This is a genomic window from Paenibacillus sp. S29 (genome assembly GCF_049319765.1).
Classification (GTDB): Bacteria; Bacillota; Bacilli; order Paenibacillales; family Paenibacillaceae; genus Paenibacillus; species Paenibacillus polymyxa_B.
Genome location: NZ_JBMOUI010000005.1, coordinates 1 through 26317, shown reverse-complemented (window position 1 = coordinate 26317; position 26317 = coordinate 1). Strand labels below are relative to the sequence as shown.

The following is a 26317-nucleotide window of genomic DNA, read 5'->3' as shown; positions in this document are numbered from 1 at the left end:
TCATCATTTATTTTCAGAAAAGCTTAAATCTATGGATTTTCCACTTCATTTATATATTTCCTTCAACTAAAACTAGACTCACATAAAAAAATCCCCCTAGCATTCATCGGACAAACCAAGAGGTTTGATCCAATGTCTACACTAGGGGGGGGCTTTTCTAATCAGGGAATATTTGCTTTACCCCTTAACCGATCCTGCCGCGATTCCTTCCACAATCCGGTCACTCATGATGAGGAACACTAGCAAAATGGGCAAAATGCTGATCATCAACGTAGCTCCGATAGCTCCCCAGTCGGTCGTATATTGTCCGATAAAGTTCTGGACACCAACGGTCAGTGTTTTGTTTTCGTCCGAGCTGATGAACGTATTGACGAAAATAAACTCATTCCAGTTATAGATCATGTTAATAATAGATGTCGTTGCCATGACCGGGGTAGTCATGGGTAGCACGATTCGGAAGAACATCCGGTTGACGGAGCAGCCGTCCATAACGGCCGCTTCTTCCACTTCACGGGGCAAGGCGTAATAGAAGCCCAGCAAGATCATCATCGTTGTCGGTAGATTAAAAGCAACATACGACAGGATGATGGAGAGTGAAGTGTCTGTTAAATGCAATTTGAGAAACATACTGAACAACGGAATCAAGGTGGAATGGACGGGAATCATTAGTCCGACCATAAATAGCCCGAGAACCAACTGACTTCCTTTCCACCGCATACGCGTAATGGCAAATGTTACAAAGCTGGCTAGCAGCACCGTCAGCGCCACGGATATGACCGTAATCCACACACTATTGAAAAAATACCGCCCGATATTGCCGCTGGTCCACACATTCATATAGTTCTCCCAATGCGGCTGGGACGGGAGTGCAAACGGCGGAAGGTTAAACACTTCCTGATTATTTTTAAGCGAGAACAGCATCAGCCACACCAGCGGTAAAAGCTGCGTCACCGCCAAGATGATTAAAATGATATACAAAGCGGCATAACCGACCCGAGTTAACATTTTGCCGCGGGTAGCGACTCCTAGCGGATAGTTGGCGGCTGCCTGGGTTTTCATATCCGTTCCTCCCTCTTCCTGTCCTTTGTTACCCTCATCTATTAGCAAGACTGCATTATGAATACTGGATGGTGTCACTCGTAGCCGTAACTTTGCGGATCAGCCACGTAGCGATTAGACAGATGAGCAGCAGGGCAAAGGCTGTAGCACTGCCGTATCCAAAATCAAAGCTGCGGAATGCCTGGTGGTACATGTAAGAGGCCATCACTTCACTGGCTCCATTCGGTCCACCATCCGTCATGACGTAGATGAGGTCAAAATATTTGAGCGAACCGACAATGGACAATATGATCGTAACGTTAATCACCTCGCGCAGCAGGGGCAATTTGATACGAGTCGCAATCTGCCAGGCACTGGCCCCGTCGATCCGGGCAGCCTCCATTAGCGTTTCGGGAATGTTTTTCAGCCCGGCATAATAGATCAGGATATAAAAGCCTGCATATTGCCAAATAATCGGAATGAACAAAGCAAACAGCACCAAGGACGGATTAGCTAACCATTCAGGCGGATTGTGGACTCCGACCGACGCCAGTATGGAATTGAACACTCCGTTCGTTGGATGATACATTTTGAGCCACAGCTGTGCGATCGCTACAGATGATAACAGCATGGGAATCAGATAAATTTTCCGCAGCAGATTCGCTCCCTTGATTTTTCCTGACAAAATCATCGCAATGACCAGATAACCGATCAGACTGATGCCTGAAAACAAGGCCAACAGCAGCGAATGCCAGGCACTTTGCCAGAATGCACTGTCAGTGAGCAAATGTTGATAATTGTCCAGCCCCACAAAAGTCATAGAGCCGATTCCATTCCACTGATTCAGGCCGTAATAGCCGGTCAGTACGATGGGTACATATATTACGGCGAATAACAGCAGCAGAGAAGGCAATACATATAGAGCAATGACAAGCTTATTGGACATGACCTTTTCCACGGTCGGACCTCCTTAGGTGGTCAATTTCAATTTTCTTTCTCGATGGCAGCCTTATGCCGCTCGGCAAATTGTTGCGGTGTCACCGCTTTACCAAACAACGCCTGAATCATATTCAAATGTACCTGTGCTGCATTCGGCTTCATCTGTACATCGGCGAACAAGGTAATGCTGCTGGCTTGATTCAGTCCGTTCAGCAAATCGACATACAGCTTGGGCAATTTTTCTTTGGAGGTGTCCACTTTCGTCGCCGGAATTACGCCCGCCTGTGTGACCGATTGCTCTCCCCACTTGACTACGAAGTATTCAACGAACGCTTTGGCCTCTTCTTTTACCTTGGAATTTTCCGAAACGAACAAACCTACTCCCGGACCTCCTACCCAACTGTTCTCGTTGCCCTTGCCGCCTTCAACCATCGGGAATTTAAAGAAGCCAATTTGATCTTTAAATGCTTGCGGGATTGCAGGATTGGTCGTGAAATTCGGCAATTCCCAAGTAGCCATTAAATACATAGCCGCTTTGTCGTTCATAAACTCGGATTTTCCCTCATCATTGGACAAGCCGTTAAATCCTTTGTTAAAGGCATTCATATCCACAAGCGTCTGGACTTCGGAGGCCGCCTGAATTAAACCAGGGTCATCGAAAGATCCTGAGCCGTCAATCGCTTTTTTCAGCGTTTCGTTACCTGCTATACGGTCCGCCAGATACATATACCAGAGCGAGCCGGTCCAGCGGTCTTTATTGCCCAATGCAATCGGCGCAACTCCATGATCCGTAAGTGTTTTCACAACTTGCTTAAATTCGTCAAATGTCGCAGGTACCTTCAAGTTGTATTTTTGGAATATGGCTTTGTTATAATAAATAGGTGTAATGTTCAATTCAATCGGAAGCGCATACGTTTTGCCATTCAGCGCATAAGCTTCGGTCGTTCCCGGTACGAATTTGTCCTTCAGCTTGGAACCATTCAACAGGTCATCCATTGGCGTAAATAATCCACCTTTAACGTAAGGCTCCATAAAACCCGCTGCCCAGGTGATGCCGATATCCGGCAATTCATTGGAAGCTGACAGCACTTTGAGTTTGTTTTTATATTGTTCATTTTCCAGCACTTCCTGCTGAATGACGACATTCGGATGATCCTTTTGGTATTGATCTATAATCTGAGTCACAAGCTTGCTCTGCTGTGCCGAGCTTCCCTCTGGCCACAGGTGCATCATTTTAAGTGTAACCTTTCCCCCTTCTCCACTGGAACCGCCTTGACCATCCTTACCAGCACCGCAACCGGATAGAACCAGCATGAATGACAGCAGCAGGGTCAACCCAGCAAACCACTTTTGATGTGAGCGCTTACGCAAACCATACTCGTTGGACATCGTTAGACCTCCGTTTGTTGTATTTATTTTTTGTAACCGTTATCATTTGTAAGTTTAGCACTCCATTCCTGCTTCCAACAGGGTACACTCATTGGGTATAATTCCACTTTTATTGGGTTTGATCTACCTACTGTCAGTCAATATTCTTTGGTCCTGTACGCATCTGCTGCCTGTAGCGGCTAGGACTTATCCCCTCGGTCGCTTTGAATACTTTAATAAAATATTTATCTGTCCGGTAGCCTGATCGCTCGCCGATTTGGGCAATCGTCAACTGGGTATGCAGCAGCAGCTCCTTGGCCCGTTGAATCCGCAGTCGATGCAGATATTCGCTGAAGGACAAACCACTTTGCTCCTTGAATAAAACACTAAAATAGCTCGCATTCAGGTGTGAATGCGCGGCAGTCTGCGCCATCGTAATGGATTCGTGAAGATGCTCCGCCATATAGGTGAAGGCACGTCGTACCGGATCACTAAGAGTAGCCGCCTGGAGATCAAGCTCTAGCAGAACAGGGTCAGCCAGCTTGTCCAGCTTCTCGTACCGCTGCCGCTCCTCTTCCAGCCGAAGCGCTTCATTGACCGCATTCAGCAGCTCATGCTTATCAATCGGTTTGAGCAAATAATTGACGGCTCCCAGACGAAGAGCCTGCTGGACATAATCAAACTCCGCATAACCCGAGATGACAATGATCGCTGGTCGTCGTGAATCCCGTTCCAGAGAGCGGATTAAATCCAGACCACTGAATTCCGGCAACCGGACATCCGTAATCAACAGATGAACTGTCTCTGCTCGCAGTATATTTAATGCTTCCAAACCATTATCGAATGTCACAATCCGGTATTTCCCGGCGGCCCATTGCTCCAATGTCTGGTGTATCCCCTGACGTGTTCGCTGTTCATCGTCTACAATGACAATGGTTTTGGATGAAACACTCATTCCTACCGCCCTCCATATTCATCAGGAATTTCAAAAGCGACCACAGTTCCTTCCTGCTCAGCACTATGTATCAGCATACCGTCCGTTGGATAAGATGCGCTGTCATAATAGAGCGTGAGCCTGCGCTGCACATTCACTAGTCCCATACCGGTTCCCTTGCTCTCGCAGGCTGCTCCCCCCATCAACGCTGTACGCACAGCTGCAAGTTCTTCCATTGTCATTCCAGGTCCGTTATCTATGACCGCGATCTTGGTCCAACCCGATCTGGTCGAAGGAGTGACACTGATTTCAACGCGACCGTTGCCGATGCGATTTTCGACACCATGCAAAATGGCATTCTCTAGAATAGGCTGGATCAGCAGTTTAGGAAGCGGAATTCTGGCTGCCTCTGAAGGCATATGAATTTGCCAGCTCAGACGTTCACCCAGACGCATCTCCATCAGTTCCAGATAACGACGGATTTGCGCCATTTCTTCCCCGAGGGTCACCCAAGAGTCATGGTGAGCCGGTTCGATAACATAACGAAACAGCCGCGACATAGACACCATCAGTCCCGCAAGCTCCTCCTCTCCCTTCTCCTGTAACGACCAGTTGAAAGCATCCAGCGTATTAAAAAGAAAATGCGGATTGATCTGCGCCTGCAGAGCTTTAAGCTCGGTCTGGCTTTGTAAAACCTCCTTCTCACAAATAACACGGATCAATTCATTAATATCGACAATCATCGTATTGTACTCTGCGTTCAATTCTCGCAGCTCGACTGCTGCTGCCGGTTCTGGATTCAGGGCCAATGCCCCTTCCCGTGAACGACGCATCGCCTGAATCAAGTGACCTATCGGTCTTGTAATCAACGTAGACAACATAAAGGACATGAACAGAAATAGCACGGCACCAAGAGACGCGGAAATGATAAGTGTAGTCCGTAAAACCGTAATTCCGTCTGTGACGACGCTAACCGGAATCAGGATCAGCAGCGACCAGCCCGTCCGCTCCGACTGCTGAACCGCCTTCACATATTCCCGCTCCCCAATATGAACCGTCTGTGTCTTGCTGTGCAGTACACCTGACAAATCCGTCTGGTTCATTGGTTCACCCGACAGCAGCTGGCCTTGACGATCTACAAGCAGCATGGTTTCATCCGCTTCTTCATTGACTGTTGACGCACCATTCAGTCCAAAATAACTTCGCTCCATACGGGTAATCAAGTACCCTCCTCGTGAGAACCAGCGATCCACCAGACTTACCTGCCGAATTGCCAGCAGTGACCGAGGGTCTTCGGGATCAATACCGATCCAGACCAGTCTTCCTTTCATCTGATTCGCTTCCCGGATGTCTGCCTGTCCAATACGTTCCTCCAGACTGCCCTCTCTAATCGGAAACAACATCTTCCCTTCGGCGGTATACAGCTCCAGTGAGCCGACACTCGGCATATATGCCTGATAGCTATGCATCACTTGCAGTAGGGATTGGCGCTGTCCGAAATTTACCTTGCCCCCGTTACGCTCCTCCAGCAAAATATGCTGAACAGACGGGTGATTCGCGACCTGCTCCGTCAAGCTGTCCATCTGGCCGATTAATGCATCCAGCCTACCGCTTGCTTGTACGGCGGTCTGACCAATATGTCGCTCAGCACTGTCTTTTAACAAGTGAGACACATTGAGATAAATGAACGCCCCTGCTACACTCATCATAATGAGCATCACTAGTATAAATCCGATAAAAATCTGATTACGTAATGTGTTTAATGGCTGAAACCTTGACCTTGAACGCATATGCCTTCTCCCCCTGAACCATCGCAGAAAAAATGGGTGATGATAACGCTTTCCTTTTCCTATTCTATCGTATCATTCGTTCTTGTTGGCGTATTTTCAGCAGAGATTAATCAAAATGGACAGGAATGCTATGAAATAGAAAGATCGTAGGGTAAACGAAAAAAATGACTCCAGACAAATGCAGGAGCCATCTACTGACCAGTTAAACCGAAGCTTCTTTCAAATCACCCAAACTAAGGTACCGTCCAGGCTCCAAAGCTTGGATATAAAATAGATATCCTATTGGAGCGCAGCCAAAATGCGGTCGCACAGTTCCATCGTTTTCACGTTGTCCCGTCCACTTGAATCAGGCGTCCGTCCTTCTTGGCAGCAGTTCATGAAATGTGCGATTTCACCAACAAAACCGCGCAAGTACAAATCACGGTATCCGCCCGACATCGCGGAGGCTGACGGTGTCAGAACCGTATCGTTTTCCGCAAGGGATTTCCAAGGAAGCTCTGTATGACTCTCCGACTTGTGAATGATCAGTGTATTCACCTCATCCGCGTTCGCAAAACCGTGATCAAAGGTTACCGTGATCCCTTCACTCTCGCGTGTCCATGCTGTCATACCTGCGAAGTATACGCTGCCCACTACACCATTTTCAAATTTCAGGGCAATCGTATGGGAAATACACTCACCGTTATCGTTCGCAAATCCGGTAACCTGTACCACTTCCCCGAACAAATAACGTACCAGATCGACCATGTGGACCGCCGCCAGCTTCATGAAATCTTCGCCGGTTTTACAAAACAGGGTACTGTCCACGAGAAATTTCGCCTGAAATGAGCGTGCGGCTCCAAGCGAGCCACCCTCAATTAATTCTTTTAATTTTATGTATACAGGTGCGTAGCGCTTCATGAAGCCGACCATCAGGACAACGCCTGCTGCTTCTGCCGCATCTGCAATTTGGGCCGCTTCTTGCGCATTCCAACCCAGTGGCTTGTCTACAAAAACATGTTTTCCAGCCTTAATGCAGTCCAGTACGAGCGAAGGATGATCTGCCGCTTGTGCAATCACGACAACTCCATCACAGTCTTCCTGCTCCAGCATAGCCTTGTAATTGTCATAAGGTGTGCCGCTGCTTCCAAACCGCTGAAGTGCTGTCTTCGATCTGCTTAGATCTCTAGTCGCAATCGCCTGAATTTCAGCACCTGCCCCAATAACAGCAGGATATATATTTGTTGAAGCGTGAAAGCCCGCCCCGATAAAACACAGCTTCGCCTTGCTCATGTTAGTCCCTCCCATGTACACACTAAAATAATCCGATCCCATCGTACCATATTGCCGAAGTATATATACAGTGTCATAAAGATAAAGGGCGTGATTCTTAAGGAGAACAAGCTAAAAAAACCTTAACAAAGATAATTCCTTATCCTTGTTAAGGCTCTGTCTGCATCACCAGTAATGATCCTTAAATACACATTCAATTACAGGGTTCAGACATTATCTTGTAGATAACGAAGCCCATTTTTGCTCCAGCCACTGATCAAATTCAGCACCCTTGTCGCCTTCGTAGATGTCATAAATATCGACTCTCATCTTGTGCAGCTTCTCGCGAAAATCGTTATAGGTATGGTCGGCTGGCAGGCTTTTTTTAATCCGCACCAGAATCTTCGTCAGACCCTTAACAAGTTCACCCTCTTTGCGCACAGGCGGCTGTACATTCTCGCCCCATTCCTGAAGTCTGCGGTAAGCGGCTTCCTGAACGGCATATACCGTATCATTATTCAAACGGTGTGTCAGCAAGTCAATCGTCTGCTGATTCTTCCATGCACCCAGATCATTTACCGCGGCTAGGCGTGTTTTCCAATCGGAGGTTCGGTTTGCAGCTACTTTAAGCTGCTCATATACTTCTGCAAATTCTTGCTGAGTTTCGTTGTTTTCCAAAATCATCTCATCCTTTTCTAAAAATCACTATATTACTGTTCATCACGATTGCCGTTTGTTAAATATAACATACTTGCAGGTCTTCTTCTAAAAAAGATAAAAATGAAATGTATTGGACATGCCAGAAGGCATCATCCGCCTCAGTTGGTTGCCGCGGAAAGGCTTCGTAAATCCCTCCAGATCTCGGGGTAGATAAACCGTATTTTGTAAGGGGATTTACAGAAAATCTGCACGTGCTGGTGTAAATGCATCTAGCAGAATACCGCCATCCTCCAGTGGGATACAGCCATGAAGAGTATCGGATGGAAAATGGATGCTGTCTCCTTCTTTGACGGTCTGGACTTCCTTGGTTTCGCCATTATCGATCATGAACTTAAAACTTCCCTTTATTACATAAGTGACTTGCTCATGGACATGCTTATGCAACAGGATCTCCCCTGTTTGGGCTTTAGCAAACATCACTTTGACATACATAAGCTGGTCGCTGTGGGCCAGCACTTTCCGGGTGGTATTACTGTCAACGATGTCAATTTGAATATCTTGGTCGTTAAAAAACATGGATAATTCCTCCTCTTTTTAAGCACAAATGATTTAGATAAGTTATTTTGAAAAAACTCATAAATCGATTTAGTTTAAAACCAGCGAAAAATAAGCCAAAGTACTCCGGAAAGGGTAGTAAAGTCGGGATCGGCGAACGTTACCCCTTCGGCACCCAAAAAAGAAAAGAGCGGCAAGGTGAGAGCCGGCAGCAGACAGAGCAAGAATCCATTAAGACAACTGGAAATAACAGCTCCTCTGAAACCACCGCTGGAATTGCCGAATATCGCGGCTGCACCACCAGCAAGGAAGCAGGCCATGATCCCCGGCACAATGACAGGCAATCCGATAAACGGGAAAAGAAAGACGCAGGCAACGCCTGTGAAGAAGCTGACCAAGAAGCCTACCAACGCGGAATTGGGTGATTTATCGAACAGTACCAGAACATCCACACCAGGGATTGCTCCAGGTGCGAACACTTGGGAGAAGCCTTTGAAAGCGGGTACAATTTCAGTTGTGAACAGCTTAACACCTGCTTTTGCGATATACAAGCCGGCAGCAAAAATAGCTGACTGTTCGAGGATAAAGACGATATATTCTTTCCCATCCGATAATTTGCTGACATAATCAGAACCAGCAACCAGTCCAGATACCAGTAAAAGCACAAGCATCGTCAAGGTCGTTGCAACATTGGGGTCGCGCAAAAAACTGATGCGGTCATTAATTTTCACATTTTCGGTGTCATTTTCACGGTTGCCAAAAGCTTTCCCTAAATAGGTACCTAGAATGTAAGAGGTCATGGAAGCATGAGCAATCGTATATTCATCCGATTTAATAATGTTTTTGCTGGCATTCCGGAGGAGGTAAGGAAACACCGCCATATAGCTCCCAATTACCAAAGAACCGACGATGATCGTAGTCAGCGAACTGAGACCCAGACCTTTCATAACGGCTGTAGCGGCAAAGCTCATAAACAAAATCAAGTGAAGAGACAAATAAATGTACTTGAACTTGGTCAGGCGTGCAAGCACGATGTTAAGGATCATGGAAAAGAGCAGAATGAGCGCAGCATCCGCCCCGATCTGATCAATGGTCAGTGCCATAATGGCTTCATTGCTGGGTACGACACCTTTAAGGTTGAACGCATAAGAAAAAATTTGGCTGAAGTTAGTGAGAACGCCACCTAAAATGCCGCCGCCGACCTTGATCATGGTGAAGCCCATAAAAGAAAGGGTAGTTCCCGTAATAATTTCTGATACTTTCTTTCTCTGGAATATAAGGCCGAGTAATGTCACAATCGCGATAATGATGGATGGCTCCCTGATAATGCTCATAAACATTTCCATAGTGATCTCCGACTTTCTTTTATTTATTTTCCATTCTTACTAAATCGATTTAGTAATACACGAAAAAAATTTCCCTTCCGGGAATGTAAAAAGAAGCAGAATCATTTTTGTGAATTAAATCACAACTTACTCCATACATTATTCGTTTAAGCTCCATTCCTCCCCTCTCTACAATCGCAACATCACTAAAATCAGGACATACATAAATGAAAGGGTATTCATGACTCGAATCATAAGATCATTATAGCTCTTTATTTTCTTTTTACAATAGAATTCATAAAAACGTTTTCAAAAAGATAAAAAGGACTTATTCAATCATTCAGTTCAGTTTTTGGACAGATTCTCTGTGGTTAATGACCGGATTCATTCGGATGATTTCTGACAGTTCCTCATGATCCTGTTCTTTTTGATCAATTTTCTCCAGCAGTAGCCGGGCACTTCTTTTCCCCATTTCAAAACTCGGCTGGGAAACGGTGGTGATCGGCGGGTTATAAAAAGACGCAAAGGATACATCATCTATGCCAATCAAGGAAAAATCATTAGGTATGGTCAGATGATTATTTTTTGCATAAATCAGCACCTGCTCCAAAATCATGTCATTCGTAGCAATGATTGCAGTGGGCGGATTCTCCATGTGGAATAGTTGTCCAATCAGATTGGGCATTTCATCCGATCTGCCGCTTTTGATATAGTTTTCATTCACTGGTATGTCATGTTTGCCCAACGTATTTCGATAACCTGACAGTCGCTCACTTCGTGTAGTGATCGCTTTTTTGCCTAAGGGGAACGTGATAATCCCAATGTTGTTATGACCATGCTCAATGAGTGCTTCAACCGCAAGCTCGCTGGCCTTTTCATTATTCAATAGCACCGTATCTACGCTGATTTCATCGATTTTCCGGTCCACAAACACGAAAGGATAGCCATTCTTGACAAGGGAAACATATAATTTCTTGTTCTCTTCCGTCGGGAAAATGATAAGTCCATCCACTTGCCGAGCAATCATCGACTGGACATACTTTTTCTCTTTGAGCGAATCATCATCGGTATTGCAGACAATGACCTGGACATTTTCCAGTTGGCATTCATCTTCAATGGCACGCACGACTTCTGTAGTAAATCTCGATAAAATGGTTGAAGAAATAACTCCCACAATGAAGGTCTTCTTCTGCTTGAGACTACGTGCCACCTCATTGGGTATATAACTGAGATCCTCAATCGCTTGCTCGATCTTCTTCTTGGTGTTTTCACTCATATAGTTGTATCTCTTTTGTAGAAACTGCGAAACTGTACTCTTCGACACCCCGGCACGTTCTGCCACTTCCTTCATCGTTGTTACCATAATTACCCTCCTTTCTTTTTCTGCATGTCAGGCGTGTTATTTTATCAAATATATATTCTGCAACCTGTATGTAAAGTGAATTTCACTTTATTATATACCTTCTTTTACAGCAGGAAAATATAATAAATAAAGAGTTAGAGCGAGCCATCCAGCCCATAAACAACCGCTCCCACAAAAGCTGGACACTTAGCTTAACCATCCGTTGTTACGAATCTATTGAATTCGAACGAAATCTTAGAAAGATACGAATTTTATGAACTTGTTTGATGGAAGATTTGAACATAAAATAAAAATGTAATCGGTTACAATTTCTTTTAAATAAAGGAGGAAGCAGAATTATGAAGAAAAAAGGAATGAAAAAAACATTTTTCGTCATTGCCTCCCTCGTAATGGGCTTCACACTGTATGGCTATACTCCCGTTTCAGCAGATGCAGCCAGTGTGAAAGGATATTATCACACCCAAGGAAACAAGATTGTAGACGAATCCGGGAAAGAGGCGGCATTTAACGGTCTGAACTGGTTCGGTTTGGAAACCCCTAATTATACCTTGCATGGACTGTGGAGCCGTTCAATGGACGACATGCTAGATCAAGTGAAGAAAGAAGGCTACAATCTGATTCGTCTGCCTTACAGCAATCAGTTGTTCGATTCCAGTTCCCGTCCAGACAGTATTGATTATCACAAAAACCCTGATCTGGTCGGATTAACTCCGATTCAAATTATGGACAAGCTGATCGAAAAAGCTGGACAACGCGGTATTCAGATTATCCTTGACCGTCACCGTCCAAGCTCAGGTGGGCAATCCGAGCTGTGGTACACATCCCAGTACCCTGAGTCTCGCTGGATTAGCGACTGGAAAATGTTGGCTGATCGTTATAAAAACACCCCTACCGTCATTGGTGCGGATTTACACAATGAGCCACACGGTCAAGCAAGCTGGGGCACAGGCAATGCCTCCACAGACTGGCGTCTGGCGGCACAACGTGCAGGGAATGCGATTCTGTCCGTGAATCCGAATTGGCTGATTCTCGTAGAAGGTGTAGACCACAATGTACAAGGCAACAATAGCCAATACTGGTGGGGTGGCAACCTGACAGGTGTAGCCAACTATCCTGTCGTTCTGGACGTACCGCACCGTGTCGTATATTCTCCACATGATTACGGCCCTGGTGTGTCTTCGCAGCCATGGTTCAACGATCCGGCCTTCCCGTCCAACTTGCCAGCGATCTGGGATCAAACCTGGGGCTACATCAGTAAGCAAAACATAGCTCCGGTACTGGTCGGTGAATTCGGCGGTCGTAATGTTGATTTGTCTTCTTCTGAGGGGAAATGGCAAAATGCACTCGTAGACTATATTGGTGCCAACAACCTGTACTTTACGTACTGGTCCCTGAATCCGAATAGCGGTGACACAGGCGGTCTGCTGCTGGATGACTGGACTACCTGGAATCGTCCGAAGCAAGATATGCTGAGTCGAATTATGAAGCCTGTTGTTTTCGTAGCGGAACAAGCGAAAGCAACCGCAGAATAGGCCTGTCGCCTGCTCCACGGGTATATGACAACGGCCCATCCTTTGGGCATTTGACACAGGACAGGCTGCCCATGTTTTTTGCTAATTATCGTGAATGAGTAACTACGTAGTATACTCTCATTGTAAAAGCCGCTTTCCCTCCTTTAGGATCAGGTCATGCCAGACCTATGGAGGGGTGAAAAGCGGTTTTTTTTACGTAAACCTACATATATGTATTACAGATACCGAAGATTGACAATGAGCTATTCACTAAATTATTATTACCTTTTAATGTATTTCATAATGTAGAGGTGGTGCACACAAAATGTTTGGAATCGTAAATTATGAAGTATTTTTGCTTACTGGAATCCTCCTAAATCTAATTCCTGGTGCAGACACAATGTATATAATTGGAAAAAGTGTTGCGCAGGGGAGAAAAGCCGGTGTGTATTCTGTTTTCGGTATCATTAGTGGTTCTTTGATCCATACGCTGTTAGTTGCTTTTGGTTTGTCAATTATACTTACAAAGTCAATTATCTTGTTCAACATGATTAAAATAATTGGAGTTATTTATTTAGTTTATTTAGGAGTAAGAATGTTATTGGATAAAACAAATGCAAGTTTTAGTGCCTCTGAATCCAATAAACAACACAGTAACAGAAAAACATATTTACAAGGGATGATGACAAGTCTTACGAATCCCAAGGTTTCTTTGTTTTTCATTGCCTTTCTTCCACAATTTATTGATACAAAGGCTTCTGGTCCCATTCCATTTATCATTTTAGGACTTACATTTTCGTTCACCGGATTATTATGGTGCTTGTTTATTGCCTATTTTTCCTCTTACATTACCCAAAAAATAAAAGTCAACCAAAGGGTTGGCAGCTATTTAAACAAAATAACCGGGATAATCTTCATCGGATTAGGATTAAATCTTCTTCGAGCAAAGGCTCCTCAATAAACTTGATTAATTGTTCACAGTGTTCCACTAACAGGAACATTTTTGAATTCATCATATGACCACCTACATAGCTAAATGGTGGTCATATTTTTTTTCAAAAATCGACACAATAAAAAAATAGCAAACTAAGCTTTTTCTCCCCTTTTTGACACATCCCTTCCAGTTTTACACATTGTAAATCCCACAATGAATGGGTCATTTTGTAAACTAAATCTCTCTTTTAACCGATAAATACATATGTTGGATTTAAATTTAGGAAGGAAGATTTCATGTGATTATTTGGAAGGGTTTTGGTATTTTAAACATCGTTATTCCAGGGATCTTATTTGTTATTGTCGGGAGTTTAGTATCCGCTCTAGGGCTTGACTCCATAGATTCCCGGCTACCGATGGCTTTTGTGTTCATTGTGTCGGGGGTTATTATCTGGTACTTGGGAAAGGCGCTTAACGCCGACTCGGACAAAGTGCTAGTTGATATGGAAACGGGGCAACGTTATCGAATGGGAACCCAGCACAGCCTGTTTTTTATCCCTATGCATTATTGGGGCCCTGCCGGTCTAGCGATCGGATTTATTTTAATCGTTGCATCGATATTTATTTAACGTTGATTGCAAACATGAGCGATTCTAAACACCGCAATGCGAGCCAGTTGCTCCCATTGCGGTGTTTTTTCTTTTTGAAGGTCAATTATGATCAGATACCACCATGGTTTACCTGTAGCCAATGGATTTGGGGCAGGCAGGCGAAAACCTAGCTCATGCTTCGTCCCAGCTGCTCCACCTTGCTCAGCCAATCGTTGCGCTGCTGATCCGATAATTTATTCATGAGATCAATCGCAGTAGAATGCACTGGTTTGACACCACATAGATGCAGCGTGGAATCCTTCATCATTCGATGCCCAGGCTGTCCCTGGAAAAATCGGTAGTACCAGTGTGGACCGTCCATCGTTGTAATGAGGCGGGCCGTTCTTCCTTTTAGAAGCTTGTCAGGCAGGGGTTTTCCTTTTTGATACTTAAACGCAAATCCCGGCATAAAGGTACGGTCAATGAATCCTTTCATTAACGCAGGCAAGCTGCCCCACCAGATCGGAAAGACAAAAACGAGATGTTCTGCCCATTTAATCGACTCCTGTGCTTGAATCAAATCAGGCTCCAGCGGCAATTTATTACGATATCCACCTAATAGATTTGGATTAAAATCAAGCTCGGATAGCTGCAACAAACGAACCTCTGCCCCTGCAGCCTTCGCTCCTTTTACATAGGATTGAGCCAACGCTTCTCCATAACTGCCAGCGACAGGATTCCCTTGAATTACCAATATTTTTTTAGACATATAAACCACTTCCTACCTTCATATTATGATTTTAGTTAGAAAACACTAACTTTATATTTAAAAAGAAAAGGTCACTACTGACCTTTACTTAATAAAGCAGTTAAACGTTGTTTGACCTCTGCTGCAAATGGAACCAACTGCTGTGGAAGTTCACCTTCCAGGCTGGACACGGACAAGCGTGTAATAGCTCCAATGATGAGCACACCGGATAGCTGAGCATCCTGCTTCGGCAGTTCACCTTGTTGAATCCCCTGTTCGATGAATTCAGTCAACGCCTCCAGCGGCTGACGCACATTCTGGCTCTGGCTTGCTTCAACATACAGCTCATGATGCTGTGATAGTAGAAGCAAGCCATACTGGTCCTCATCATGCATATTCAGCACTTCATCCACCAGTTGATGGAAACGACTGACGAAGCTCCCACTCTGCTTGCGATAGAAGTCAATTAATGTGGTGTAGCTATTGCAATATTGCCCGAATACTTCCAAAGCCATCGCATCTTTACTCTTAAAATGCTTATAAATCGCGGCATCCGTCACACCGGCAGCCTCTCCAATTTCTTTGACTGAAATCCCGTCAATTCCTTTGGTTGCAAATAAGCACATCGCTGCCTGCAGAATATCTTTCTTTTTGCTGTCTATATGTGTTTTCTTATTCATAAGCTTATAGTAAGCGATAACTAACTAAAATGCAAATTATATTTATGCAGGCTCATTCCCTCTTCATACCTTCTTTTAAAATATATTGATTTTAACCTAAAATATATGTTTTATAAGTGAATGATCATAAATACCTTAAATAATACGTGTATCACCCCATTTTATTCATATAAAATAGATATGTAACCGAATAAAACGGGCGCTAGGACAGGTGGGACTAATTATGCTTGAGATGCACGCAGTCACCCAGCAGGGAAAAGACTCAGGCAATCTTGGCCTATGGAGCGACGAGCACATTTCCCCGCTGCAAAAAAGTCGTGCAAGCCATCCATGACCAAGGCTCCAAAGTCGGTCTTCAGCTTGGCATGTCGGATGCAAAGGCTCGTTGCCCCAAGAAACAGCTGTATCTGCCTCTGGGTTGCCTCACCGCAAACCGTATCATCCACTGGATCGCACACTAAATTGGACAATTTCCACAATAATAGGTGTGCCGGAGAGAATTGCCTCTCCTTCGTTTAGGCGAATCGTCAGCGATTCAGGTGTCAGGCTATACAATGTGCTTTCTTGTATCATGCCATTAATGTATAGATTGGCGTAACTGTTGCTTCCGACATTAAAACGCTGAAAGACCTCCTGTACACCATCTACAGAAAATTGATCTGCCATAATCATGATTGAAGATTCAATTGTAGCAGGGGCAAAATAAAAATACCGCTCAGCCGTAGGAACAATTTCAATATTTGAAATGTCAGCTGCCGGGCCGGTTGGGCCTGTTATACCTTGGGCTCCAGTAGGGCCAGGTGCACCTGTTGCACCTGAAATACCTTGAACTCCAGCCGGACCTGGCACTCCTGGCGCTCCCCATGTTCCTGCTGGACCCTGTATTCCTGGTATTCCTTGGACTCCCGGTGCTCCCGCAGTTCCCGGTATGCCTTGCGCTCCTGCTAAACCTGGAATGCCTTGTACTCCTGTCAAACCAGTTTCACCCTGTAACCCTGTCAAACCGGGAATGCCTTGTGCTCCTGCCGAACCCGGAACACCTCGCTTTCCTGTCTGGCCCATTCTTTTCCTCCGCTTGACAGGAATATTTCTACACCGCCGTTGCATGATTAGCTTTGGAAGCTTTTTGGCATGGAACCCCGTTTTTGTTCTACCTTTGAATGGATAACTTGTTTTACACTTTTTACGTTTGTTGATCTTGCAATGTACGGTTCTCTTTCCTTGCCTTCTTAGTGATGAATCGCGTCTCCTCATACCAGCCGTATGCACCTCCTTCTCTCATGCTATGTATTGTATGCATATCCCCCTTTAGGGTTTTAGGCATTTGCAGCATGCCGATCCCAAGTATCCGCTTCCATTTATATTTGTAGCAAAATAGGGCTTCTCCATTTACCCTATTATTAATAGAAAGGTTAATATGCCGTTTCCAAATAGGTTAAAAAATCATTTATTGATTAAGAGCCAGCAAAATGGTTCATACCACAAAGAAAGGAGATAAGAACCATGCCAATCATAAAACCTGTATATACAGCAGTAGCTACTGCTCCCGTAGCAACTGGTGGTGCCGTAACCACGACTGTAACCCCAGCCGTGACTCGTTTTTTTGCAACCATTACAGCCGGGATGATCGGCGCAACAACAACAACTGTTCCTGCCGCAAGCTTTGTTGATGACGCAGATGCTCCAGTTGTTGCTTTGCCGACATTAGCGGCTACGGATTCTTCTAATTATTATATTAACGGAGTTATTCAGCAGAGCTCCTTATTCACTCTAACCACAGCAAGTTTGGTCATTGCCTCCGTAGATATTACACCAGGTGTCCCAGTTGTTATAGAAATATCCGACTTTAGCGGCACGACCTCTACTATCACAACTCCGCCTACCATCTCTGCGCCTACGGTCACTATTATCACTTAACACTTTTCATATTTTTGATTCAAGATGGACTGAACGGTCATTTATGCTGTACATTACCCCGTATAAGCTAGAAAAGACCGATTCAGATGTCGATATCTGAATCGGTCTTTTAAATTATATAATCTTTTTCAAATGACTGGGTACTGTATGATTAAGGCAAAATAGCAAAGGAGCGCACCGGAAATCCAGGGGAATCCTGAACGCTCGGAACAATATTATATATGACCGCGCCCGTCGGGGGTAGCTTGTCCAAATTCGTCAGCACCTCAACTTGATACCGATCCTGCTCCAATATGTAATATTCCCCTACCAGCTTGCCAGCATTGCGATAAGCTACAGAGGAATCAGTATCTAGTGTTTCATGTCCAATGGCAGCTACATTCCGTTCTTCTACCAAAAAGCGTAGCGCTTCCAGCGACCAGCCCGGACAGTGTGCATCTCCAGCGTCATCCTTGTTTGAGAAGGCATCTGAATCAGGCCAACGTTTGCTCCAGTCACTGCGAAAAGCGACAAAGGACTGATCAGCAATGCGTCCATGCTCTTTCTCAAAGTCCAAAATATCCGCAACCGTAAGTTCATAGTCAGAATTGGCTGCAACGGCTGCTGAACGGTCAATGACAACTAGCGGCAATACCAGCTCCTTCAACGAAAGCTCATGCAAGTAACGTTTGCCCTTCACAAAATGAACGGGTGCGTCAATATGAGTCCCATACTGACCGGGAAAGCAGTATTGTTTTACAAAAAAGCCATCGTCGTGGGTAAACAGGGTATCCACCTGAACATTATCGAATACTGGAAAATGAGGGATTTCAGGATAAAAAGCGTGGGACAAATCTACCCACTCTTTTTGCTTCAACAACTTCAAGATATCTGCTAAATGCTCTGCCATGATGCCCATTCCTCCTCAGCTTTATTACAAGCCATTTTACCTGAGGATTCTTCAAAAATCTATAAATCGATCTGCTAAACTAATATAGATTGCAATCGTTAACATTCTGAGAAAAAAACATAAACAATTCCATATATTCATATATACATTTCCTATTCCGTGTGATTGTTAACGTTTTCATTATTACATATACGTCTTGATTGGAAAAAGAAGGGGTCTATTGAATTATATAAAAAATTCGACAAAAATTTTAGTATGTAACTTTTATTATATTAACAAATACTGGAACACGAAGTATGATAGAAAATGTAGAAACCACAGGAGCACCCGGGACTCCCTTCGTTCATCTACTCCATTAATCCAATATACGGAGGTATTTTATGAAAAAGAGATTTTCACTCGGAATCGCAGCGGCTCTACTGTTCACTACTCTGGCTCCTATAGGTGCACCTGCTCATGCAGCCAGCGATATTGGCAAGGAGACGCTCGGCAGCAAAAACGGATGGGCAGCCTTTTCTACAGGCACAACAGGTGGAGCTACGGCGACTACCTCCAATATTTTCACCGTAACGAATCGCAAGCAACTTGTCGATGCCTTAGGCAAAAGCAGCAACACAGCGCCTAAAATTATTTATGTCAAAGGCACGATCAATGCCAACGTCGATGACAATAATAAACCGTTAGGATTGGACGACTACAAGGACCCTAAATATAATTTTGACGCCTACCTCAAAGCGTATGACCCATCCACCTGGGGGAAAAAGGCTCCGTCCGGCACTTTGGAAAAGGCACGCGAGGCTTCACAAAAAAATCAAGCCAGTCGTGTCATTATTGATATTCCGTCCAATACAACCATTGTCGGGCTGGGTAGCGACGCCGTCATTAACGGCGCAAACCTCCAGCTGAAAAAAGGGACAGACAACGTTATTATCCGTAATATTGAATTCCAGGATGCCTACGATTATTTCCCTCAGTGGGACCCAACAGACGGCAGCACAGGCAATTGGAATTCGGAATATGACAGTATTACAGTTAACGGCGCCACACATGTGTGGGTAGATCACAATACCTTCAATGATGGGTCTCACCCCGATAGCCAAAACGGTACCTTTTACGGTCAAGAATACCAGCATCATGATGGACTTCTTGATGTGATTAACCAAGGCGATCTGGTTACGGTTTCTTACAATCATTTTTACGATCATGATAAATCGTCGATTATTGGCAACAGTGACAGCAAAACAGCAGATGAAGGAGCTTTACGTGTAACCTTGCATCACAACTATTATGAAAACACGGTACAACGCACACCACGTGTACGGTATGGACAAGTCCATCTGTACAACAATTACTATACAGGTGATGTAAAACGCTCCGAATATCCTTTACTGTATATATGGGGTGCAGGTAAATCCTCCAAAATCTTCGCCGAAAACAATGTCATTGACGTTGCCGGTTTATCTGCAGCTAAAATCGTGACTGTCTTTGGAGGAACTGCCCTGTCAGATACGGGCACAATCCTGAATGGACAAGCTGTTAACGCAGGCTCCAGCGCGGGTCTTAGCTCCTCTGTAGGCTGGAAACCATCGCTGAACGATAAAATTTCCCCATCCGCCAGTGTGAAGACAGAAGTCACTTCCCAAGCTGGTTCCGGTAAGCTGTAAGCACTGCCCGCTAACACCAATAACCACAGGCGCATACAACCTGCGATATTACACCAAAAAGGCTGTTTCCTCCGTAGAATGATTCCACACGGAGAGAACAGCCCTTTTTTATTTCTCATTGGTTTAGTTATAAATTACGTTGCGCATTAACTGCCGTATTGTTCTACCAAAACCGGCTTTTCAAATGCGTTATCCAGCTTGCGAAGTTTAGCCTTTACCGCTTCTGGTGGCTCAACCGCAGGCGCATCTGGATGCAGCAACCATGATTTTACAAAGTGCGTATCGGATAATTGAAAGAGTGGAGGCTCTTTCTCAAAGTCAATTTTCATAGCATAAGAACTGCGGGCTGCAAAAGCATCCCCTACAGGTGGGTGAAGCAGATCCGGAGGTGTTCCCGGAATAGCTGCCAGCTTCTGACCATGGCTGTCCAAACTTGGCATAGAAGCGAGAAGGCCCCATGTATATGGATGTTTCGGGTTGTAGAAAATTTCATTAACCGTACCTGTTTCCACGATTTGTCCTGCGTACATAACGGCAACACGGTCCGCCATCTTCGCCACAACACCGAGGTCATGCGTAATAAAGATGATGGAAGTATCGATCTTTTTCTGAAGATCTTTCATCAGCTCCAAAATTTGAGCTTGAATCGTTACGTCCAACGCAGTCGTCGGCTCATCGGCAATCAGAAGTTTCGGATTAGCAGCCAATGCCATCGCAATGACGACACGTTGACGCATACCGCCACTAAATTCATGCGGATATTGGTTAAAACGCTGTTCAGGATGTGGAATACCTACCAGATTCAGCAACTCAATACCCCGCTTGCGAGCAGCATCCTTGGATATTTTTTCATGCTTGAAAAGCACTTCCGTGATCTGCTTGCCGACTTTCATCGTCGGGTTAAGCGAAGTCATTGGGTCCTGAGAAATCAGGCCAATTTCCTTACCACGAATTTTTTGCATCTGTTTTTCTGTTTTATTAATCAGCTCTTGTCCGTCAAACATAATTTGACCCTTTTGATAGATGCCCGGAGGGGTCGGAATCAACTTCATAACAGCTTGTGAGGTTACGCTTTTGCCTGAGCCGGATTCGCCCACAATCGCCAGCGTCTCTCCTTTATTGACATGAAAGTTTACGCCACGAATGGCCTGCACTAGTCCCTGACGGGTCTTGAAAGATATCGTTAAGTCCTTCACTTCCAAAAGGCGGTTCATCTCATCACTCTTTCATTTATTATTCATCACTATTATTGACCACTATCTAAAAAAACGACGTCCAGGAGTCAAGGTATATACGATTAATTTTACTCAGTTTAGTACCTACCAGTCAAGCTATATCTAAAATATCATCAAAAACCTCTCATACTATGTTAGATAAGTGGGATATTAGGCCGAAAAAACGATCATTTTTACCCATTTTTGTACTCATTTATAACATGTGCTGGATATAGCTGAAGCGTGCTCCACCCAATGGCGAACGGGTGCAGAGTAGTTCTCCGTTCAATCGGGTAGCAATTTGACGACAAATAGCCAATCCAAGACCTGTGACACCATTCGAGCCCGCATAGAATCTTCCGAACACCTCGGCTGCCTCTTGTTCGGTCAGCCCTCCTCCATCATCATCCACATGCATAACCCATACAACCTCCGGTGTTGTCCCTATCTCCAAATAAATGACAACCTCCGTAGAGGTGTGCCGAACTGCATTTTGCAACAAATTCAACATCATACGGAACAATTGCTCGGCCGGAACGGCCACATGCAGGCCCTCTCCCTCCACTCGAAGCGAGATAGAACGTTCAGCAGCCACCGGCATCAATAGATGAACAGCATCCTCCGCCATGCTTCTTAGATCAATTAGAGATACAGGCCATTCCTCATTCAACGCTTCCAGCCTCGATAGCTGGAGCAGCTTTTCCACCATGTCAATTAACCGCTGGGACTGCACTTTGATGATACTCAGCCCCTCGTCCTGGGATACCACTTGATCCTGAATGGCATATACATAGCCTTGAATGGACATTAACGGTGTCCTTAGCTCGTGAGATACATTTTGTAGAAATTCAATTTGACCCTGGTGGTGCTGCTGAATACGGGCGGACATGGAATGAAAAGTACCGATCAGCTCGCCGATCTCACTTTTATCCGCCTGCGGAAAATCACTATCCTGTGGCTGATTCGGTTCGTAGTTGCCTACCGCCTCTTTCAATCGTTTGAGCGGACGCACCAGACGTGAGACAACCATCAGACCAATGACGAGAATCACCAAAAAACCCGCGATGATAGACAGTAATGTGGTTCTCATTAACGGTACATACAGTGCTCGCAAAGAAGATAAGGGTGAGTATACAAAAATACGAAAAGGCTGTCCGGGCAATTCTTCATTCGTAAACAGTACCTTTTTACCTTGAAGCACAGCTACCCCTTCATGTGTAGCGGTCAGATCCTGGGGAGACGGATGAACCGATGCAAAAAATCCCTGGCGGATCAAAAGCAAATGCTCGATCTTTTTGCCTTCCATTCCAGAGACGCTTGAGTCGATGATGCGGTTATCCGTGCTTAAAATAAAGTAATCGGCAGATAAAAGCACGCCCTTGATAACATAGTTCAATTCAGCATTATCCAGTCGATCAAAGCCTCCGTCGCTCATAATATGGACGGCTTTGCGCGCCTGCTCATGAAGCTTGGATTTGGCCTGATTCACCAGAATGTCGTCGATAAGCCTGATGAATAAAACGACCGTAATACAGACGGTAATAAGCATGGCGATGGACAGGGAAAGCAGTATTTTAGCTCTCATCGTACGCATGGTTACAACTCCTGAACTGTTGCTTTATATCCGAAACCCCATACGGTGTTAATGACGAGCGTAGAGTGATATTCAGCTAACTTTTTACGAATCCGTTTGACCAGATCATCCACGACTCTCACATCACCTATAAAATCATAGCTCCATACCTGCTGAATCAGATGTTCTCTGCCAAAAGGTCTCTCCAGATGATTCGCAAGAAACAGCAGCAGGTCGAATTCACGTGAGGTCAAATTTAGCTCTTGTCCGTCCACTGTGACTTTACGAAAGTCAGCAAAAATACACAGATTGCCCGCATGGCAAAGATCTGCGCTTCCTGCCGCTTGTCTATCGTCCGATGCAGACATTCCGGCCTTGCTCAGTCTCAGCATCGCTTTAACCCTTCCTACCAACTCTCTTGGATTAAAGGGCTTGGTCAAAAAATCGCTGCATCCCAGCTCCAGCCCGTGAATACGGTCGTTTTCTTCTCCACGGGCAGAGATCATAATGATCGGCATTTCTGTAAAATCACGAAGCTGAGTCAGTAGAGAAAGCCCATCAATGCCAGGCATCATAATATCAAGAACGAGACAATCCGGACGGTTCGTACGGATATGCTCTACCAGTGTTTTACCACTGGAAAAGGAAGTGACCTCGTAGGATTCTTTTTTCAAATATTCAGATATTAATTGCAAAATGAACACATCGTCATCCACTACTACTATTTTTGTCATGGCCTTAACCCCTTGCCGTTGTTCTGGATGCTTCCATCCTCTCTTTAAGCTTAACAGAAGCCCAGCAGAATAGACAAAAGACGGGTATACCGTTCCCGGTCCCGTCTTTCTTATCATGAATCGCTGCTGTATATGCCAGGCGAGCTGAAAGCTAATTACACATCAATCTTATTTCTTGGTCGTTACTACTTTAGCAGCTGTTTTTGGCGCTGTTTTCACTGTTTTTGCTGGGACTACTTTTTTTACTGGAGCCTTGTGGATCACTTTTTTAGCTACGGCATGATGTGCACGAGTTTTATGAGTTGTTGCTTTGTGTTTAACAACATTATGTTTTTTTGCATGATGTTTAACTGTACGGTGCTGCACTTTCACTGCTTTTGTTTTGTGGCTTGCCACTTTTTTCGCAACGGATTTTTTGGCAGGGGCTTTCTTCGCTTTGGTTGTTGTTTTATGAGCTGTTGCAGCTTTTTTAACGGGTGCTTTCACCACAGGTGTTTTCGTCACAGGTGCTTTCGCCGGTGTTTTGGTAGCCGGAGTCGTAAACGCAGGAGCTTTGGTCGCTGGTGCAGTGCTCGCTGGAGTCGTTGTTGCTGTAGCGGCGAATGCACTGCTTGCTCCTCCCAGTACACTTACTACGGTCAATACGGCTGCTGCATTTTTAGTCCATTTTTTCATGATTGAATCACCTCTCCTTTAAAGTATCTTTAGCTTATCAGGAGAATTCGGGATAATTGTGGAGCAAATGTGTGAAAAGTATATGAAATAGCGTGCAGACTCATGTATTTAGAAATTACATGAGTCTGTACGCTATGAGTTCTACAATAACCATCTTCACTAGCCAATGGCGATCCAGGAAATAATACCATAGTTATGCGAGGTTTCGTTCCACTTGGTTACGACGATCACTGCTCCATTCGGCGTCTGAGATTTCAGCGTCGCATGAAAGAGAGGGTGGTTCGTCATCGCTACCAACGTGTAGTCTGGGTTTACAAAAGGCTCCCCGAATACAATGGTCACTTCCGTCTCTCCTTCACTACCTTTCAAAAGAAACGGCGCTCTGCCAAACTGCTGCAATGCGGGCTGATTCGCACAAGTACGGACCGGAGTGATGCTCAAATGCTCCGGCTTCACTGCGTTCAGCTCCAACTCACGTGAGCCTACAGAGCCTTCCACCAGATGATGACCTTCAATGCTCTGCTCTGCCACATGATGACTTTGTACCGCAGCAGCCTGCAGATGCTCTGGTCCCACAGCTTCCGGGCTCAGTACCTCGCTGTCGACGGCCTGAGCTTGCAGATGGCTGCGAGATATACTGTTTGCCTGAAGTCTGTCGCCACTGACACCTTCCTCTGGCAAAAGTCCGGAGAGATGAATATCTGTGGACAGCTGAGCCAGTGTCACCGAGCCCGGCTTTAGGTGATGCGAATCAATAACTTCCTCTCCAATGTGGTGGCTTTCAATAGCTTCCTCAGCCACATGGCGGGACTGTATCGTTCCATCTGCAAGCTTGCTGGACGTCACCGCACCTTCCTGTATAGCATCCTCAGCCACCGCCTGCCAGCCTACATGCTGTGGCTGAATTGCCCCTGCTTGCAGATGTTCCGACTGGATTGAATCCAGCGCGATATGCCTGGACTGCACCACGCCCTCTGCCAGTGCGGACCCTTGGATCGCCCCATCGGCCAAATGCTGAGCGTGTACGGCATGCTCCGTCAAATGCACGGAGTTTACGCTGGCTTCTGCCAGATTCGAAGCACGCACCGCCCGAAGCGCAAGCTTCTCAGCGTTCACGCTGCCTGCCTGGAGCGCGTGAACCGATACACTCCCGGGGGCAATATGCCGGGTCATCACTGCCGAAGCCTCCAAATGGGCAGAGGTGACAGATTCAGGAGCCAGATGGCTCGACTGGACGGCCTCTTCTGCCAAATGATTGGCTTGCACTGCTTCGTCCGTAATATGCCACGGCTGGACCGAATGAGGAGATATTTTGGCAGCAGTCACGCCATCATCCGCCAGTTTGTCGGACGTAACCGACTCATCCTTCAAAGCATCAGTCGATATTGCTTGTGATGCGATATGCACACCCTGAATGGTTCCAAGGTGCAGATGGTGCGGCTGAATGGACTCCGGTGCGATATGCACGGACTTCACTGCCCCCTCTGCCAACGCTCTGTCCTGTACTGCGCCCGTTGCCAAGTGCCGGGGATGTACGGCATGCTCAGACAACTGCGAAGGGCCGACGCTGCCTTCCGCGAGATTCGTGGCTTGCACCGAGCGTGCCGCCAGCTTTTCCGAGGTGACGCTTTCTGCTTGAAGCGCACGACCTGACACACTGTCCACGGCCAGATGTCTCGCAAACACCGAAGAAGCCTGTAAATGATCAGAGGTGACGGATTCCGAGGCCAAATGGTTCGACTGGATGGACTCTTCTGCCAAATGATTGGCTTGCACCGCTTCGTCTGTAATGTGCCACGGCTGGACCGAGTGGGCAGACAGCTTAGCGGCAGTCACGCCCTCATCCGCCAATTTGTCGGACGTAACGGATTCATCCTGTAAAGCATCGTTCGATATCGCCTGTGATGCGATATGCACACCCTGAATGGTTCCAATTTGTAGATGATGCGACTGGATGGACTCTGGT

General features: G+C 45.5%; 25 protein-coding genes. 5 read left to right on the top strand and 20 right to left on the bottom strand.

All coding sequences use genetic code 11. The annotated features are described in order from the left end of the window. Positions 1 to 177: 177 nt before the first annotated feature. The 10 genes from ACL9RM_RS09905 to ACL9RM_RS09860 form a co-directional block, all read right to left on the bottom strand. The gene (locus tag ACL9RM_RS09905) at positions 178 to 1059 is read right to left on the bottom strand and encodes a carbohydrate ABC transporter permease (protein ID WP_013311404.1); all 882 of its coding nucleotides are present in this window, start codon (positions 1057 to 1059) and stop codon (positions 178 to 180) included. Between the two features lie 55 nt (positions 1060 to 1114). After that, positions 1115 to 1996 (bottom strand): carbohydrate ABC transporter permease, encoded by an 882-nt coding sequence (locus ACL9RM_RS09900; RefSeq protein ID WP_039273005.1) that lies wholly within the window; start codon positions 1994 to 1996, stop codon positions 1115 to 1117. 26 nt (positions 1997 to 2022) lie between these two features. Next, entirely contained in the window at positions 2023 to 3366 is a 1344-nt protein-coding gene (locus tag ACL9RM_RS09895; protein ID WP_250266436.1) for an extracellular solute-binding protein, read from the bottom strand. A gap of 133 nt (positions 3367 to 3499) precedes the next feature. Further along, positions 3500 to 4300 carry a response regulator gene (locus ACL9RM_RS09890; RefSeq protein WP_250266437.1) on the bottom strand — a complete coding sequence of 267 codons (801 nt, stop codon included), beginning with the start codon at positions 4298 to 4300 and terminating at the stop codon, positions 3500 to 3502. Between the two features lie 2 nt (positions 4301 to 4302). Continuing rightward, positions 4303 to 6069 carry a cache domain-containing sensor histidine kinase gene (locus tag ACL9RM_RS09885; RefSeq protein ID WP_250266438.1) on the bottom strand — a complete coding sequence of 589 codons (1767 nt, stop codon included), beginning with the start codon at positions 6067 to 6069 and terminating at the stop codon, positions 4303 to 4305. A 279-nt stretch (positions 6070 to 6348) separates the two neighbouring features. Continuing rightward, a complete protein-coding gene (locus tag ACL9RM_RS09880) occupies positions 6349 to 7341 on the bottom strand; it encodes a Gfo/Idh/MocA family protein (protein WP_235308970.1) in 993 nt (330 codons plus the stop codon). 213 nt (positions 7342 to 7554) lie between these two features. Next, a complete protein-coding gene (locus ACL9RM_RS09875; RefSeq protein ID WP_013311410.1) occupies positions 7555 to 7998 on the bottom strand; it encodes a HEAT repeat domain-containing protein in 444 nt (147 codons plus the stop codon). Between the two features lie 216 nt (positions 7999 to 8214). Continuing rightward, complete coding sequence (locus ACL9RM_RS09870) at positions 8215 to 8556, bottom strand: cupin domain-containing protein (protein ID WP_023989787.1); 342 nt, start codon at positions 8554 to 8556, stop codon at positions 8215 to 8217. A gap of 74 nt (positions 8557 to 8630) precedes the next feature. After that, complete coding sequence (locus tag ACL9RM_RS09865; RefSeq protein WP_250266439.1) at positions 8631 to 9869, bottom strand: PTS ascorbate transporter subunit IIC; 1239 nt, start codon at positions 9867 to 9869, stop codon at positions 8631 to 8633. 331 nt (positions 9870 to 10200) lie between these two features. Beyond that, positions 10201 to 11223 carry a substrate-binding domain-containing protein gene (locus ACL9RM_RS09860; RefSeq protein ID WP_069290129.1) on the bottom strand — a complete coding sequence of 341 codons (1023 nt, stop codon included), beginning with the start codon at positions 11221 to 11223 and terminating at the stop codon, positions 10201 to 10203. Between the two features lie 338 nt (positions 11224 to 11561). Here ACL9RM_RS09860 and ACL9RM_RS09855 point away from each other — a divergent pair, with 338 nt between their 5' ends. The 3 genes from ACL9RM_RS09855 (at position 11562) to ACL9RM_RS09845 (ending at position 14296) form a co-directional block, all read left to right on the top strand. Then, positions 11562 to 12755: a glycoside hydrolase family 5 protein gene (locus ACL9RM_RS09855; protein ID WP_250266440.1), complete on the top strand. Its 1194-nt coding sequence runs from the start codon at positions 11562 to 11564 to the stop codon at positions 12753 to 12755. 304 nt (positions 12756 to 13059) lie between these two features. Then, positions 13060 to 13695: a LysE family translocator gene (locus ACL9RM_RS09850; protein ID WP_250266441.1), complete on the top strand. Its 636-nt coding sequence runs from the start codon at positions 13060 to 13062 to the stop codon at positions 13693 to 13695. Between the two features lie 271 nt (positions 13696 to 13966). After that, positions 13967 to 14296 carry a hypothetical protein gene (locus tag ACL9RM_RS09845; RefSeq protein WP_061828748.1) on the top strand — a complete coding sequence of 110 codons (330 nt, stop codon included), beginning with the start codon at positions 13967 to 13969 and terminating at the stop codon, positions 14294 to 14296. On the opposite strand, the gene ACL9RM_RS09840 is transcribed toward ACL9RM_RS09845, so the two are convergent. The 4 genes from ACL9RM_RS09840 to ACL9RM_RS09825 all read right to left on the bottom strand — a co-directional run bounded on the left by ACL9RM_RS09840 (position 14293) and on the right by ACL9RM_RS09825 (position 16747). After that, the gene (locus tag ACL9RM_RS09840) at positions 14293 to 14487 is read right to left on the bottom strand and encodes a hypothetical protein (protein WP_250269013.1); all 195 of its coding nucleotides are present in this window, start codon (positions 14485 to 14487) and stop codon (positions 14293 to 14295) included. The two genes, ACL9RM_RS09845 and ACL9RM_RS09840, sit on opposite strands and share 4 nt — an antisense overlap. Then, positions 14445 to 15026, bottom strand: a complete 582-nt coding sequence (locus tag ACL9RM_RS09835; protein ID WP_103049409.1) for an NAD(P)H-dependent oxidoreductase — start codon at positions 15024 to 15026, stop codon at positions 14445 to 14447. Before ACL9RM_RS09835 ends, ACL9RM_RS09840 begins: the two co-directional genes overlap by 43 nt. Before the next feature lie 74 nt (positions 15027 to 15100). After that, positions 15101 to 15685 (bottom strand): TetR/AcrR family transcriptional regulator, encoded by a 585-nt coding sequence (locus ACL9RM_RS09830; protein ID WP_250266442.1) that lies wholly within the window; start codon positions 15683 to 15685, stop codon positions 15101 to 15103. A 438-nt stretch (positions 15686 to 16123) separates the two neighbouring features. Continuing rightward, positions 16124 to 16747 carry a DUF4183 domain-containing protein gene (locus ACL9RM_RS09825; RefSeq protein WP_250266443.1) on the bottom strand — a complete coding sequence of 208 codons (624 nt, stop codon included), beginning with the start codon at positions 16745 to 16747 and terminating at the stop codon, positions 16124 to 16126. A gap of 441 nt (positions 16748 to 17188) precedes the next feature. On the opposite strand from ACL9RM_RS09825, the gene ACL9RM_RS09820 reads away from it, so the two are divergent. Then, a complete protein-coding gene (locus ACL9RM_RS09820; RefSeq protein ID WP_250266444.1) occupies positions 17189 to 17602 on the top strand; it encodes a DUF4183 domain-containing protein in 414 nt (137 codons plus the stop codon). Between the two features lie 151 nt (positions 17603 to 17753). On the opposite strand, the gene ACL9RM_RS09815 is transcribed toward ACL9RM_RS09820, so the two are convergent. Continuing rightward, entirely contained in the window at positions 17754 to 18491 is a 738-nt protein-coding gene (locus tag ACL9RM_RS09815) for a cyclase family protein (RefSeq protein WP_165178643.1), read from the bottom strand. Positions 18492 to 18871: 380 nt separating this feature from the next. Between ACL9RM_RS09815 and ACL9RM_RS09810 the strand changes: the two genes are divergently transcribed. After that, positions 18872 to 20155 (top strand): pectate lyase family protein, encoded by a 1284-nt coding sequence (locus ACL9RM_RS09810; RefSeq protein ID WP_250266445.1) that lies wholly within the window; start codon positions 18872 to 18874, stop codon positions 20153 to 20155. A gap of 146 nt (positions 20156 to 20301) precedes the next feature. On the opposite strand, the gene ACL9RM_RS09805 is transcribed toward ACL9RM_RS09810, so the two are convergent. The 5 genes from ACL9RM_RS09805 to ACL9RM_RS09785 all read right to left on the bottom strand — a co-directional run. Further along, a complete protein-coding gene (locus ACL9RM_RS09805) occupies positions 20302 to 21369 on the bottom strand; it encodes an ABC transporter ATP-binding protein (protein ID WP_013311421.1) in 1068 nt (355 codons plus the stop codon). Between the two features lie 214 nt (positions 21370 to 21583). Beyond that, a complete protein-coding gene (locus ACL9RM_RS09800; RefSeq protein ID WP_250266446.1) occupies positions 21584 to 22963 on the bottom strand; it encodes a sensor histidine kinase in 1380 nt (459 codons plus the stop codon). 2 nt (positions 22964 to 22965) lie between these two features. After that, positions 22966 to 23676, bottom strand: a complete 711-nt coding sequence (locus tag ACL9RM_RS09795) for a response regulator transcription factor (RefSeq protein ID WP_061828739.1) — start codon at positions 23674 to 23676, stop codon at positions 22966 to 22968. A 168-nt stretch (positions 23677 to 23844) separates the two neighbouring features. After that, positions 23845 to 24351, bottom strand: a complete 507-nt coding sequence (locus ACL9RM_RS09790; RefSeq protein WP_250266447.1) for a hypothetical protein — start codon at positions 24349 to 24351, stop codon at positions 23845 to 23847. 159 nt (positions 24352 to 24510) lie between these two features. Next, the coding region (locus tag ACL9RM_RS09785; protein ID WP_414126323.1) for a WIAG-tail domain at positions 24511 to 26317 on the bottom strand (1807 nt) is incomplete at its 5' end.

Excerpts from the sequence above, each read along its gene's own strand:
- ACL9RM_RS09905 (WP_013311404.1), bottom strand. The coding sequence starts at position 1,059 with ATGAAAACCCAGGCAGCCGCCAACTATCCGCTAGGAGTCGCTACCCGC.
- ACL9RM_RS09895 (WP_250266436.1), bottom strand. The coding sequence starts at position 3,366 with ATGTCCAACGAGTATGGTTTGCGTAAGCGCTCACATCAAAAGTGGTTT.
- ACL9RM_RS09890 (WP_250266437.1), bottom strand. The coding sequence starts at position 4,300 with ATGAGTGTTTCATCCAAAACCATTGTCATTGTAGACGATGAACAGCGA.
- ACL9RM_RS09885 (WP_250266438.1), bottom strand. The coding sequence starts at position 6,069 with ATGCGTTCAAGGTCAAGGTTTCAGCCATTAAACACATTACGTAATCAG.
- ACL9RM_RS09880 (WP_235308970.1), bottom strand. The coding sequence starts at position 7,341 with ATGAGCAAGGCGAAGCTGTGTTTTATCGGGGCGGGCTTTCACGCTTCA.
- ACL9RM_RS09870 (WP_023989787.1), bottom strand. The coding sequence starts at position 8,556 with ATGTTTTTTAACGACCAAGATATTCAAATTGACATCGTTGACAGTAAT.
- ACL9RM_RS09865 (WP_250266439.1), bottom strand. The coding sequence starts at position 9,869 with ATGAGCATTATCAGGGAGCCATCCATCATTATCGCGATTGTGACATTA.
- ACL9RM_RS09860 (WP_069290129.1), bottom strand. The coding sequence starts at position 11,223 with ATGGTAACAACGATGAAGGAAGTGGCAGAACGTGCCGGGGTGTCGAAG.
- ACL9RM_RS09855 (WP_250266440.1), top strand. The coding sequence starts at position 11,562 with ATGAAGAAAAAAGGAATGAAAAAAACATTTTTCGTCATTGCCTCCCTC.
- ACL9RM_RS09850 (WP_250266441.1), top strand. The coding sequence starts at position 13,060 with ATGTTTGGAATCGTAAATTATGAAGTATTTTTGCTTACTGGAATCCTC.
- ACL9RM_RS09835 (WP_103049409.1), bottom strand. The coding sequence starts at position 15,026 with ATGTCTAAAAAAATATTGGTAATTCAAGGGAATCCTGTCGCTGGCAGT.
- ACL9RM_RS09830 (WP_250266442.1), bottom strand. The coding sequence starts at position 15,685 with ATGAATAAGAAAACACATATAGACAGCAAAAAGAAAGATATTCTGCAG.
- ACL9RM_RS09825 (WP_250266443.1), bottom strand. The coding sequence starts at position 16,747 with ATGGGCCAGACAGGAAAGCGAGGTGTTCCGGGTTCGGCAGGAGCACAA.
- ACL9RM_RS09820 (WP_250266444.1), top strand. The coding sequence starts at position 17,189 with ATGCCAATCATAAAACCTGTATATACAGCAGTAGCTACTGCTCCCGTA.
- ACL9RM_RS09815 (WP_165178643.1), bottom strand. The coding sequence starts at position 18,491 with ATGGCAGAGCATTTAGCAGATATCTTGAAGTTGTTGAAGCAAAAAGAG.
- ACL9RM_RS09810 (WP_250266445.1), top strand. The coding sequence starts at position 18,872 with ATGAAAAAGAGATTTTCACTCGGAATCGCAGCGGCTCTACTGTTCACT.
- ACL9RM_RS09805 (WP_013311421.1), bottom strand. The coding sequence starts at position 21,369 with ATGAACCGCCTTTTGGAAGTGAAGGACTTAACGATATCTTTCAAGACC.
- ACL9RM_RS09800 (WP_250266446.1), bottom strand. The coding sequence starts at position 22,963 with ATGCGTACGATGAGAGCTAAAATACTGCTTTCCCTGTCCATCGCCATG.
- ACL9RM_RS09795 (WP_061828739.1), bottom strand. The coding sequence starts at position 23,676 with ATGACAAAAATAGTAGTAGTGGATGACGATGTGTTCATTTTGCAATTA.
- ACL9RM_RS09790 (WP_250266447.1), bottom strand. The coding sequence starts at position 24,351 with ATGAAAAAATGGACTAAAAATGCAGCAGCCGTATTGACCGTAGTAAGT.